The sequence below is a fragment of the Niallia sp. Sow4_A1 genome (assembly GCF_052116745.1).
GTDB lineage: Bacteria > Bacillota > Bacilli > Bacillales > Cytobacillaceae > Niallia > Niallia hominis.
Genome location: NZ_JBQKKM010000081.1, coordinates 1 through 11,675, shown reverse-complemented (window position 1 = coordinate 11,675; position 11,675 = coordinate 1). Strand labels below are relative to the sequence as shown.

At 35.2% G+C, this 11,675-nt stretch carries 15 protein-coding genes and 1 pseudogene; 9 read left to right on the top strand and 7 right to left on the bottom strand.

Going from position 1 to position 11,675, the window contains the following annotated elements:
• On the bottom strand, nt 1-1,113 hold a 1,113-nt coding region (locus ACTQ5K_RS24435; RefSeq protein ID WP_441994401.1), incomplete at its 3' end, for an ISLre2 family transposase.
• 278 nt (nt 1,114-1,391) lie between these two features.
• Here ACTQ5K_RS24435 and ACTQ5K_RS24430 point away from each other — a divergent pair.
• The 4 genes from ACTQ5K_RS24430 (at nt 1,392) to ACTQ5K_RS24415 (ending at nt 3,000) form a co-directional block, all read left to right on the top strand.
• Complete coding sequence (locus tag ACTQ5K_RS24430; protein WP_441994400.1) at nt 1,392-1,703, top strand: sulfurtransferase TusA family protein; 312 nt, start codon at nt 1,392-1,394, stop codon at nt 1,701-1,703.
• A 139-nt stretch (nt 1,704-1,842) separates the two neighbouring features.
• Nucleotides 1,843-2,103: a metal-sensitive transcriptional regulator gene (locus tag ACTQ5K_RS24425; RefSeq protein ID WP_031536397.1), complete on the top strand. Its 261-nt coding sequence runs from the start codon at nt 1,843-1,845 to the stop codon at nt 2,101-2,103.
• Between the two features lie 92 nt (nt 2,104-2,195).
• Nucleotides 2,196-2,669: a DsrE/DsrF/DrsH-like family protein gene (locus tag ACTQ5K_RS24420; protein WP_441994399.1), complete on the top strand. Its 474-nt coding sequence runs from the start codon at nt 2,196-2,198 to the stop codon at nt 2,667-2,669.
• A 34-nt stretch (nt 2,670-2,703) separates the two neighbouring features.
• Nucleotides 2,704-3,000 carry a rhodanese-like domain-containing protein gene (locus ACTQ5K_RS24415; RefSeq protein ID WP_048718457.1) on the top strand — a complete coding sequence of 99 codons (297 nt, stop codon included), beginning with the start codon at nt 2,704-2,706 and terminating at the stop codon, nt 2,998-3,000.
• A 58-nt stretch (nt 3,001-3,058) separates the two neighbouring features.
• Here ACTQ5K_RS24415 and ACTQ5K_RS24410 read toward each other — a convergent pair whose 3' ends face one another.
• The gene (locus tag ACTQ5K_RS24410; protein ID WP_048718454.1) at nt 3,059-3,415 is read right to left on the bottom strand and encodes a hypothetical protein; all 357 of its coding nucleotides are present in this window, start codon (nt 3,413-3,415) and stop codon (nt 3,059-3,061) included.
• A 48-nt stretch (nt 3,416-3,463) separates the two neighbouring features.
• Entirely contained in the window at nt 3,464-3,655 is a 192-nt protein-coding gene (locus tag ACTQ5K_RS24405) for a hypothetical protein (protein ID WP_031536400.1), read from the bottom strand.
• A gap of 172 nt (nt 3,656-3,827) precedes the next feature.
• Here ACTQ5K_RS24405 and ACTQ5K_RS24400 point away from each other — a divergent pair, with 172 nt between their 5' ends.
• Nucleotides 3,828-4,469 (top strand): spore coat protein, encoded by a 642-nt coding sequence (locus ACTQ5K_RS24400; RefSeq protein WP_031536401.1) that lies wholly within the window; start codon nt 3,828-3,830, stop codon nt 4,467-4,469.
• 333 nt (nt 4,470-4,802) lie between these two features.
• On the opposite strand, the gene ACTQ5K_RS24395 is transcribed toward ACTQ5K_RS24400, so the two are convergent.
• Nucleotides 4,803-5,054, bottom strand: a complete 252-nt coding sequence (locus ACTQ5K_RS24395) for a hypothetical protein (RefSeq protein WP_031536402.1) — start codon at nt 5,052-5,054, stop codon at nt 4,803-4,805.
• Nucleotides 5,055-5,284: 230 nt separating this feature from the next.
• Here ACTQ5K_RS24395 and ACTQ5K_RS24390 point away from each other — a divergent pair, with 230 nt between their 5' ends.
• The 3 genes and pseudogenes from ACTQ5K_RS24390 (at nt 5,285) to ACTQ5K_RS24380 (ending at nt 8,672) form a co-directional block, all read left to right on the top strand.
• Nucleotides 5,285-6,115: a manganese catalase family protein gene (locus tag ACTQ5K_RS24390; RefSeq protein WP_031536403.1), complete on the top strand. Its 831-nt coding sequence runs from the start codon at nt 5,285-5,287 to the stop codon at nt 6,113-6,115.
• Between the two features lie 304 nt (nt 6,116-6,419).
• On the top strand, nt 6,420-7,523 hold the full coding sequence (locus ACTQ5K_RS24385) for a 5-methyltetrahydropteroyltriglutamate--homocysteine S-methyltransferase (RefSeq protein ID WP_031536404.1): 1,104 nt from the start codon (nt 6,420-6,422) through the stop codon (nt 7,521-7,523).
• Nucleotides 7,524-7,657: 134 nt separating this feature from the next.
• A pseudogene (locus ACTQ5K_RS24380) lies at nt 7,658-8,672 on the top strand (IS1595-like element ISBsp9 family transposase).
• Between the two features lie 10 nt (nt 8,673-8,682).
• Here the strand turns inward: ACTQ5K_RS24380 and ACTQ5K_RS24375 are convergent.
• The 3 genes from ACTQ5K_RS24375 to ACTQ5K_RS24365 form a co-directional block, all read right to left on the bottom strand.
• On the bottom strand, nt 8,683-8,973 hold the full coding sequence (locus ACTQ5K_RS24375; protein ID WP_031536406.1) for a hypothetical protein: 291 nt from the start codon (nt 8,971-8,973) through the stop codon (nt 8,683-8,685).
• Nucleotides 8,974-9,149: 176 nt separating this feature from the next.
• Nucleotides 9,150-10,181 (bottom strand): HAMP domain-containing sensor histidine kinase, encoded by a 1,032-nt coding sequence (locus ACTQ5K_RS24370; protein WP_031536407.1) that lies wholly within the window; start codon nt 10,179-10,181, stop codon nt 9,150-9,152.
• Nucleotides 10,178-10,852 (bottom strand): response regulator transcription factor, encoded by a 675-nt coding sequence (locus ACTQ5K_RS24365; RefSeq protein ID WP_031536408.1) that lies wholly within the window; start codon nt 10,850-10,852, stop codon nt 10,178-10,180. Before ACTQ5K_RS24365 ends, ACTQ5K_RS24370 begins: the two co-directional genes overlap by 4 nt.
• A gap of 201 nt (nt 10,853-11,053) precedes the next feature.
• Here ACTQ5K_RS24365 and ACTQ5K_RS24360 point away from each other — a divergent pair, with 201 nt between their 5' ends.
• A complete protein-coding gene (locus ACTQ5K_RS24360; RefSeq protein ID WP_441994398.1) occupies nt 11,054-11,260 on the top strand; it encodes a hypothetical protein in 207 nt (68 codons plus the stop codon).
• Nucleotides 11,261-11,675: the final 415 nt, after the last annotated feature.

Genomic DNA, 11,675 nt, shown 5'->3' with positions numbered 1-11,675 from the left:
GACCCCTTTTTTGCTCCATGCTCTTCCATTTTTTAATCGTTTGGCTAATTGATTCATCATTGCTTCTGCACTTCCCATTGGTCGATATGCTGCCGTGTCCACGCCTTTCTCTTGTAACCAACTACGATAATCTTTTATGGTTTCCTGATGATGCGTTAAAAAGGCGAGGAAATGCGCTAGTTTTTCTTCTTCTTCTGGTGTATCCATTGTTCCTACTGCACTATTCAACTCTAAAAATAAGGAATCAACCTGATAATTTCTTAACGCTTTTTTCATGTAGCGATATCGAGGATGGTTTTTCATAAGCTGCTTCATCGAACGAGCGACATGAAAACGATCCATGGTGAAAAAGGCTCGTTCCCGAAAATACTCTCGACATGCCGTTATCCAGCCTGCTCCATCGCCATTAATAATAAGCAAGGTTTGGGTAGGATCATACGCATAATGATTCTGTAAGAATGTTTCAAAAGCTTCCCAAAAGGGTTCTTTTCCTTCGTAGAGAAAATGCCTTTTATTTCGGAGTCTGACTCGCTTTCCGTTTTCTTTCCATCCCTCATGTACAGCGGCGAATTTCAACTCCCATCCACGCTTTTTCTTTTCTTGACTCTTCACATATAATCCATCTACTTCGACAAACAATACCTTTTGAAAAGGGCGTTTTTCCTTAGCGGGAAGGACGCTTGTATGAAGAAGATGTTGCCGTAATGCTTCGTGGCTCATCGCCGAATAACCTAAAAATTGTTCGAATGTTTCCACCGCCTTTCGATAGGAAGAGCCATTTGTCGCTAATTCTAGCCCCCATTCTTCTAATAGTGGACTAAACCCTTTATTCCCTTGAAACTGTAAGTAGTGATCTAACAGACAAATATATTTTTTGGTTACACGATCGAAATAATAATTACGCTTCAACGCCACTGCTCCAAACGCTGTATCTACTCGTATTTCTCGTTTATCTCGTAAAGCAAATCTTCTTTTGTCTCGTTGCTGGGCAATCTCTTGATCCCAATTTTCTAACGTTTGAACAAGGATTTCTTGAAACGTCATTTGGAGTGTTCGAAATAAAGTTTTTTCCAATTCTTTTAATGATGGCATTTTTGTGTTACATTGATTCATGAGAGCCTCTCCTTTTCGTAGTTTTCGCCAAATTCTACTTTACAAAAGGAAGCTCTCTTTTTTAATGCTTAATTTTTTCCAGCTACCGCGCTCTCGCTTGGTGGCCTTTTTGTCTAGTTGGAGGACGCGTCCCCCAACTAGACAAAAAGGATATTTATTCTCCCACAAACATTTTACTCATACTAAGAGGTTATTTAGCTAGTAGAATATTAAAAAATAATGGATTTGACGTAAAAAATGTAGATGGTGGCTGGAAAACGTATTCTGCTGTTACTAATTTGACAGATACAGTAGAAATCACAAAAGAAAGTAGTTCGCAAAAAGAAGAACGTAAAGAAGAAGGAAGTAAAGCAGAAGCGTCTATTCAAATTGATTCTATATTAGACGTTGCAGGTTTAACTTGTCCGATGCCAATTGTTAAGTTAAAAAAAGGGATAGATGAGTTACAGAGTAATCAAGTATTAGAATTATTGGCAACAGACAAAGGAATTTTAACTGATTTGCCGGCATGGACAAAAAAAGTCGGACATCAAATTTTAAAAACAGAACAAGAAGGTTCTATTATCAAATTTTGGATTAAGAAAAAATAGATGAATGGTAAGGAAATCTCCTTTTCATTAGCTGGCTTGTTCGTTGACAAACTATATATAGTATTATTTAATCAAGTATAATGAAATGATTAATAATGGTTGATTAAAAAATACTTATTGAGTGGAAGGAGCATTTTCTTTGGAATATAATGATCAATTAAAAAATAGAGTGAAACGAATGGAAGGTCAACTAAGAGGGATTCTGAAAATGATGGAAGATAATAAGGATTGTAAGGAAGTAATAACACAGCTATCAGCAGTTCGTTCAGCAGTAGATCGAACAATGGGAGTAATTGTTAGCACTAACTTAGTAGATTGTGTAGTAGAAGCAGAAAAAAACGGCGAAAGAATGGATGAGGTTATTAAAGAAGCTGTTAACCTGTTAGTAAAGAGTAGATGATAAAAAGGGATAGGCTCTAGAATAATAGAGCTTATTATTTTTAGTATGTATAATACCTATAGGGGTAAAGGTAAATGACTAGGAGTGGGACAATGACAAAGAAAACAACGATTGTACTATTTAGCGGAGATTATGATAAAGCAATGGCCGCATATATTATTGCGAATGGTGCAGCTGCTTATAATCATGAAGTAACGATATTTCATACCTTTTGGGGACTAAATGCACTTCGAAAGGAAGAAAAGGTCCAAATAAATAAAGGATTTTTAGAAAAGCTTTTTAGCAAAATGATGCCAAGGGGGGCGGAGAGAATGGGTTTATCCAAAATGAATTATGCAGGATTTGGCCAGAAAATGATTAAGCATATTATTGATAAACATCATGCGATGACACTCCCCCAATTAATTGCATTGGCACAAGAGCAGAATGTAAACCTTGTTGCTTGTACTATGACAATGGACTTACTTGGATTAAAAGAAGAAGAGTTGTTAGACGGAATAGAGTATGCTGGTGTAGCTGCCTATTTAGCAGAAGCAGAGGATGGGCATGTGAATTTATTTATCTAAAGTAGCTAAAAATATTTTTGGGAGGAATAATAGTATGAAGGAAATAACACCAAAGGAATTAAATCGTAAACTATCCAGCGGGGAGAACGTATCCATTATTGATGTTCGTGAACCAGCTGAAGTGGCTACAGGAAAAATTCCTGGCGCAATGAATATCTCTTTACGCTTACTTGAATTTCGTATGCATGAATTAGATAAGCAAATAGAATATTATATCGTTTGTCAAGCTGGTGGAAGAAGTAGTCAGGCAGCCCAATTATTATCGGAAAATGGTTTTCATGTAGTAAATATGGTTGGTGGGATGCAGAGCTGGGAAGGGAAAATAGTCTAAGCTATATTAAAAAACAGGAAGCGAGATCAATTCATGCTATCCTGTTTTTTTGTTATTTTTAATATATTTTGGGGAATTTAATGGGGGAATTTAAAGACAACTTGTCCTTGTAAGAACGATAGGCAATAAGAATCTGATCCTTTGTGCTAGCATCTAACTGTAAAATATAATTGCCATTTGTCTCTAAATAGTAATGAATGCCATTTTCCTGCAAATGGCTAAAATAATAATAATTCCCCAATAAATATTTGCATTCTGTTTTTGTTTCCTTATGATCTTTTATAAAAGCTGCAAGCTGATTAATGGAGACAGAAGCTTCTCCAGTTAGGTTGAGGAAACTTTTGCGAACTGAATCAGTTGCATGAGCGAAAGTATCTCTTACTTTTGTGACCACTTTATCTAAATAGCTACTCATTTCTACCTCCATATGATTCCTAAGTTTTACAAATTCTTTTTCTATAAATTATTGTTTAAATGTTTGGTTAAATTTTGCCAATTCAGGGTCTTTTTTTAATTGCTTCACATGAAAGGCAGTTGTTTCTGCGCCAGTGTCTCTACTTATACCTAATTGGTCTCCATCAGCATCAGCAATTACTCCCTCTCTTGGCCCATCCATATTAGGATCCACGTTAACATGTACTTGATCTCTTGGCATTATAACACCTCCTCCTAATTGTTAGGATGGATTAAAATAAGAAAATAATTCAAGTTTTTAGAAACCAAACCATATGTATTGCCATATTATGTTTTATTTTTAAACGAATAGTTTAATGTGGTTTTATCATACTAATCCTGTTGTTTATTATATTAGAAAAGGAGGACGTTATATGTTAGAAAATGGACAGCAAGTACACCAAAATATACAAACAGGACAAGTTCCCCAAGCAATGAATCATGGTGGGCATGAAATGTTCGATGTACATGAAGTTTTGGCTGGTGCAATAAATACATTAAATTTATATAAACTGTTAGGGGGGCATATTCAGGATCCTGAATTACGTGATATCCATAACAGACAATCTCAATTTATCCAAGAAGAATATAATTTAACATTACAGTGTTTTCAAACAGGACAACCTCCTGCTAAGAGAACTGAGCCATATATGATGAAAGAAAATAATGATTTCATCTTTGGTATGACGCAAATGCCACCATCTAAACCAATTCAAAATGTTACGGAAATAAGTGATCAACATGTGGCAGCAGCAATGCTAAATGCACTTAAGGGAACTGCCTCTATGAAAACGATGGCAGCCTCAGAGACAACCAATCCAGTAGTACGCCGTGTTATTGCCGCGTCTATACCAAACTGTCTTGAAATGGCTTATGAAGTTTCCTTATATCAAAACAAGCATCATTATTATCAAGTGCCACAATTAGCAGCACAAGATATGCAGCAAATCTTAAACGGATTTGCTCCTGCTCAAGGTATGCCGATGCAACAGCAAATGAATAATAATATGCATTAATTGCTTTATTGTAGAAGAAGTTGTCTCGAATTTATGAGGCAACTTCATTTAAGGTCAAGGAAAAAAAGGGAGATTATTCTGTATGAAAAAATAAATTTATCTTCTTACTATTTCTACTTTTCCCATCTTATTCTATATTTGAGTTACTTTGATGTTGGACGTGGGAAAACGTTATTGCCTTCAAAAATATAATAAGTAATCAACTACGTTAGAGGAGTTTGCGGAAAAAATAGGATATAATCGATTATTGACGGTTTTTGTCATTTTATTTCCCGGGAAAGCAATGGACTGACTTTCCTGTACAATAAGTTATGGAATGTCAGCGCTATATTTTCACTTCATCCCCGTATTAGCTTTAACAATAACTTCTGCGTATTTCTTCTCATCCCGTTTATTGGATAGTGATGTTCCAATAAATGCTCCTAAGAAACCAGCTGGAATCGAAATGATGGCCGAATTTGTTAAAGGGAATATAGCAGTTCCAGTTAAAATAGCGATACCAGGCTCTGGATTGAGTACACTAGGACTAATCGCAACCAATACTAATGCAGTAAATAATCCAGTTATTATATAGCTGATTAGCAATGGTTCTTTATTCTTAAATATAAGCGTTTTACTTAAATGAAAATACTTCTTTTTGATGCAAAAACGGAGGAAGTTACTATATTAGTATATTATAAGAGAAAAAAGTTCCAGGTGGCATTTTAGCACCTGGAACTTTTTGCTTGGAAATATTTCCCGCAGTTTACTCTTATGTAATCCGGGGTACATCTTAATCGAACAGTAAATACGAAAAGTCATAAGGAGGAGATATCATGTTTCGTCATCAAAAGGAATTACAGTTTGAAGTGAAAGTGGACAATCCAGATCCAATGTTAGCACGTCAAATCCAAGAGGTACTTGGAGGGCAATTCGGGGAAATGACAGTTATGATGCAATATCTTTTCCAAGGTTTCAACTGTAGAGGAGAAGAAAAATATAAGGATATGCTAATGGATATCGGGACAGAGGAAATTGGACATGTGGAAATGCTCTGCTCTCTTATAAGTCAGCTTCTAGATGGAGCGTCACCTGAGGATCAAGCGGAGGCTGCAAAAGATCCAGCAGTTGCAGCCATTATGGGTGGAATTAATCCACAGCATCTGCTAGTAAGTGGTTTGGGTGGTATGCCTACAAACTCTAATGGGGTACCGTGGAATGGATCTTATATTGTAGCAAGTGGTAACCTATTAGCAGATATGCGTTCCAATCTTCACGCAGAAAGCCAAGGCCGTCTGCAGGTGGCAAGATTGTACCATATGACAACAGATGAGGGAGTTAAAGCAACATTTAGAAAAATGTTAGCCCGTGACCGCTACCACCAATATCAATGGATGGCTGCAATTGAGGAACTAGAAGCGAAAAATGGTGTGGTCGTTCCAGCAACTTTCCCACCAGAAGCAGAAAAAGAATCGCAACCAGAAGCATATGAATTTTGGAATCTATCAGAAGGAGATGCTTCTTCTGAGGGCTTATGGGCAACAGGAAGTGCACAAGATGGTACAGGTGACTTCGTTTATGTAAAAGAACCAGTTCCGAAAGGACAAGTTCCGATTAATCCTATTCCATCTGAATCCTTGCATCATGATTTGAATATTAAAACATAAAATGATAAAAAATAGACGTCAGCTATTATAACAAAATAGTAGCTTGCGTCTATTTTTTGTTTCTTCTAGTATTCTTTTTCGAAATAGTGTAGAATTACTAGAAAAGTTTTAAATAATCACAAGAATTAAAATTTTGTGTGTTTCCGAATGCTTGTTTTCATGTTACATTTATTTATAACTAAGCAAGGTGTGGAAATTAGTTATGTATGATCCACAAAGGAGATTTTTCTATACATAATAATTTGTTTTTTAGAAAAATCCAAACAAAAAAAAGAGAGAAGAAATTTACGGAGGTAGGATTCAAATGACAAAAACGATTATTAAGGCACCATTTAGAGCAGATCATGTAGGCAGTTTGCTTCGTCCACAATCAATTCATGATGCTAGAAAGAAGTTTGCTGATGGAGTTATTACTGCAGAAGAACTACGTGCAGTAGAAACAGAAGAAATCAAACGAATTGTCGATAAACAAATAGAAGTTGGTCTTCAAGCAGTTACAGATGGTGAGTTTCGTCGTCGCTTCTGGCATACTGATTTCATGGAGCATTTAAATGGTGTAGAAGGTTATGTACCTGACCACGGTTATAAATTTAATGGGGTTGAAACAGAAGCATATGACGTACGAGTTACAGGAAAAGTATCTTTTAATCCTGATCATCCTCATCTTAAAGATTTCAAGGAATTTTATGAGATTGTGGGAGATCGTGCCGTTGCCAAAATGACAATCCCAAGTCCAAATCAATTTTTCAATGCAGGAATTCGTAATGAAGAAATCTATCCGGAGCTTGCAGATTATGCAAACGATGTTATCCAAGCATATCGTGATGCAGTTCAAGCATTTTATGAAGCTGGGTGTCGTTATTTACAATTTGACGATGTTTATATTGCAGGACTTTGTGCTCCAGAATTACCATTTGCAAAAAGTGAGTTAGAAAGACAAGAATTAATCGATTTAGCTTTACGTGTAGTTAATGGTGTTCTAGAAGGAAAACCAGAAGATTTAATCGTTACAACACATCTATGCCGTGGAAACTATCAATCTACTTGGGCATTTGAAGGTCCATATGACAAAATTGCGCCTAGCTTCTTTGCCAAGGAAAAAGTAGATGGTTTCTTCTTAGAGTATGATGATGAACGTTCTGGTGGTTTCAAACCACTTGAGTTTGTACCAAATGGTGGAGCGCAAGTAGTTTTAGGAGTATTCACTTCAAAAAGTGGAGAATTAGAAGATAAGGAAGCTATCAAAGCACGTGTAGAAGAAGCTTCTAAGTACGTTTCTCTTGAGCAGATTTGTATCAGTCCACAATGTGGATTTGCTTCCACTCATCATGGAAATAAATTGACAGAAGAAGAGCAATGGAATAAATTGAAATACATTGTTGATGTGGCAAAAGAAATTTGGGGATAATATTGAAGAGAGAAAAAACAGGTACCACAGCAATTGGTGCCTGTTTCTTTTTGGCTGTTTTCGTATAGATTGTTGCTAAGAGGGGCATCCTATATAATAGAATAAAAGGTTGAATAGGGGTGTTACTAATCGCAATGGCTTGGCACGATATTTACAAAGACTTTTATACTCTTTCAAAGAATGAACAACTGGAAATGTTTAAAGCAATTAAGCAAGATTTATTTCCAGAACCAAAGAATGACATTTCTAAAATGGTTGGCGAAGTTCGTGAAACACGCTTTTCAAATGGATTAGCGTGTATTCAATGTGGGAGTATGTCTGTTAAACGAAATGGTAAATATCGTTCTCGTCAACGCTATCTATGTAAAGATTGTGGTAAGTCATTCAATGATATGACTGGTAGCCCCCTTTCTGGTACGAAATACCCTCATAAGTGGCTCGAATATTACAAAATGATGATTGAAAGGTTAAGTTTACCTAAAATCGCCAAAGAACTTGATATTCACATCTACTGCTTTTTATTGGAGACATAAAATTCTTAATGCTATTCGTTCGCTCGGTCACAATACGCTTCAAGGAATTGTAGAAAGTGATGAAACCTTCTTTTTAGAGAGCGATAAAGGGAAAAAGCATATCCATCACAGAAAGCCTCGTAAACGTGGTGGTGTAGCTAAAAAGCGAGGAATTTCCAAAGAACAAATTTGTGTAGTAGTTGCACACGATAGAAATGGTCAAATCCTTTCTCAAACAGCAGGAACAGGGCGTATAACGGCTGTCGAATTAGACTTGGTGCTAGGTAAACATATAGACACCTCTGCTTTGTTATGCACTGATACAGCCACAAACTACAAGAAATTTGCAACGATGAAAAAGTTGCAACACGAAGCAATCAATGTCAGTAAAAAACAGTATAAAAACAAGGGAATTTACCATATCCAACACGTAAATGGGTATCATAAACGCTTAAAAAAATGGATGGATAGATTTCAAGGTGTAGCCACTAAATACCTTAATAATTACCTATTCTGGCATCGTTACCTTGAACTTAATAAGAAAATGCCTTTTCAGGAACGTGTAAAAGATTTGCTATTGGGTTCTTGCAAACGTGTGAACTATACAACCGTAGAAAGTATAAGAAGTAGTGTGTAAAACACTTCTTTTATGGCATTGAGTTCGTAATGAATTCAATTATAATGGCGAAAACACCCAAAAATATGGTCGTCAAAGTTGAACTAAATACAATTCTTTTGGTAACTAAAAATCTTTTTTCAGAATGGTTTAATTTACGATAAGCGAAATAAACAATTATGCCTAAAATAATTGAACCAATCCAACTAATTAATCCTATTTCCGTAACTAATTTTTCCCAATCACCAATCCAAAAGTACAGAATGATTAAATGAACAATAACTAAAGGTACTGAAATTATTGCTAATAGTTTTTTTAACATATTTATCCCTCCAAGCATTATTATACTATTATTCTTGGAAAATTTTCCAACACCTTTGCTATCCAACAGAAACAATCTTTTAGAAAAGAGCCTTCTTTTTTTATAAAAAACATAAATTTTCACTATTAAAATATCTCTCTTGTCTATGGAAAAAGCAAAAGGAAAGAGGGAAGTACTTATATTCGAACGATAAAGATGCTACCACAATCTTTTTCACTCTCAACATAAATCTCTCCATAACATAGTTGCACAATTCGCTTTACAAGTGCTAATCCTAGCCCATTGCCTGATTTGGAATGAGAGGTATCTCCTTGATAAAATTTATCGAAGAGATGTGCTTTTGTATGCTCATCCATACCAGATCCATTATCTTGGATTATAAAACAAATTTCTTCCTTTGTCTTTGTAAGGGTTATTTGTATCAAGCCCCCACCATTTGAAAACTTAATAGCATTATCCAAAAGGTTTAACCAAATTTGTTGCGTTAAATCTTCATTGCCACTATAGGTCACTTCATCTAGTTCGACGTTAATATTAATTTCTTTGGCAGCCCATTTTGGTTCCATTAAGACGATTGTTTTTCGTATTTGCTCGTCCAATCGAAATGGCGCTTTATCGGTAATAATTTCAAGATTTTCATACTTTGAAAGTGCCAGTACATTTGTAGAAAGTGCCGCTAACCGCTCCGACTCGGTTATGATAATATCTAGGTATTCTTGTCGCTCTTCTTCTGTTAAATTATTTTCTTTTAGTAATTTTGCGAACCCACGTAAAGATACAATAGGGGTTTTGAATTCATGTGAAAAATTATTTACAAAATCACTTCGTAATGTTTCAATTCCGGAAAGCTCTTGAGTCATTTTATTGAAGCTTTGGGATAATTCTTCTAATTCTCCTATTCCTTTTATGTTTACTTGCACCGTAAAATCACCATCAGCAACTTTATGTGTAGCATCGATTACGGTTCGAATAGGGTTTAATGCCTTTTTACTGAGAAAGGCTGTTAAGGAAGTTCCAAGTAATATACAGAAGCCTAAAAAAGCGACTAAGGGAAATAAAGGAAGCTGACTATTCTTTGAGATAATTCCTAAATGCTGTAAGGCAAAAGTAATCATGGCAGCTACCAATACCGTTGCAACCATTACACTAAAGACAAACATAACTAATGTGATAGCAAGACTTAATCGTTTGGTAAAGAAATCTCTCATCCTGTTTTCACTGCCTTATAGCCTAGTCCGCGAACAGTCACAATTTCAAATTCTGGAATATCTCGCAACCGGTCTCTTAACCGGTTTATATGAACATTAAGTGTGCGATCATCTGTTTCAGATTCCATCCCCCAAATCTCATCCATGAGCTGAATGCGTGTGAAAATCATATTTGGATAGGATAGTAGTTTGAACAATAAGAAAAATTCTTTAGGTGGCAACGTAAAAACGAGATCACCCCGGGATACGGTAAGTGCATCATAATCAAGTACCGTTTTACCCACTGTAAGCTTATGTTCATTAGCAATTTTAGCTCTCCGTAAAAGAGCTTTAATACGAAGCACCATTTCTTCTTCATCCACAGGTTTAGTCATATAATCATCGGTACCGACAAGAAACCCTTTCCTTTTATCTTTTGGTTCTTGTTTTGCAGTAACCATTAATATAGGGAGAGTCTCCCATGATTGTCTAAGCTGTCGCGTTAATTCATAGCCATCCATTTTCGGCATCATTAAATCAAGAACTACTAAATCAACATGTTCTTTTTCCATCATACAAAGAGCTTCCATTCCATCTTGAGCATCAAAGGTTTGATACCCATACTGTTTTAAGACAGCACACATTAATTTTCTTGTATTTTTGTCATCTTCCACCACTAATATTTTAAACATCAAATGCCTCCATAGCTATAAGTTATCCTAATTATAAAAGCAAAATGTAAACTGAAAATAAATTTTTAGAAGTTTATATTCAGTTTACTTTACAACATTATACTAAGTAACATAAATATGAAAATCTATGTTTTGTATAGAAATAAATTAATGTATTTAATTGAATACATTGTACGATGGGAAAAAGGGGAGATAGTTTTGATGGGTTACTCCATTTTATTTAGTTATTATGAAATAGTAGGTGACGAAGCGCATTTAATCGATGAATACAAATTGCCCTATGAGGAACGGAAAGAAAGCTTAGAAACATTGTTAAGTCAACAAAATTACGAATTTATTGGAAACGTTGATTTATGGGGGATTCGCACAAACAGCTTTATTAGTATTGCCGAAATTGTTAAGGATTGAAAAGATAAAAGAAATGGAAGAATAAATAAATATTATTTATAATGTGAGGATATTAGTTTTTTTCCGTTTTAATGATACGAGAATTTAGCAAAAAACGAAGTTGTGTTATTACAGAAAAAACTCTTCACACATTTCACTTTAAAAAAGAAAATGAACATTCTGCAATTATAGATATGAGGAACCTATAAGGAAAAAAATTCATATTAAATTGGATTCTTAATATTAGGAGACTTAATGTTGTAGGGAATGTCCCCAGTCGATTTATGATGAAAGATTCTCCCATCTCTAAACATAAGAAAAAAAACTTACACGGCACAACTAACACAATGATTTAGTTGTGCCGATTCCACTTGCTTTCAATATTGTTTAAATATGCATTTGGGTCCTGCTTAAATCTTCTCTGTTTTGTGTGTTC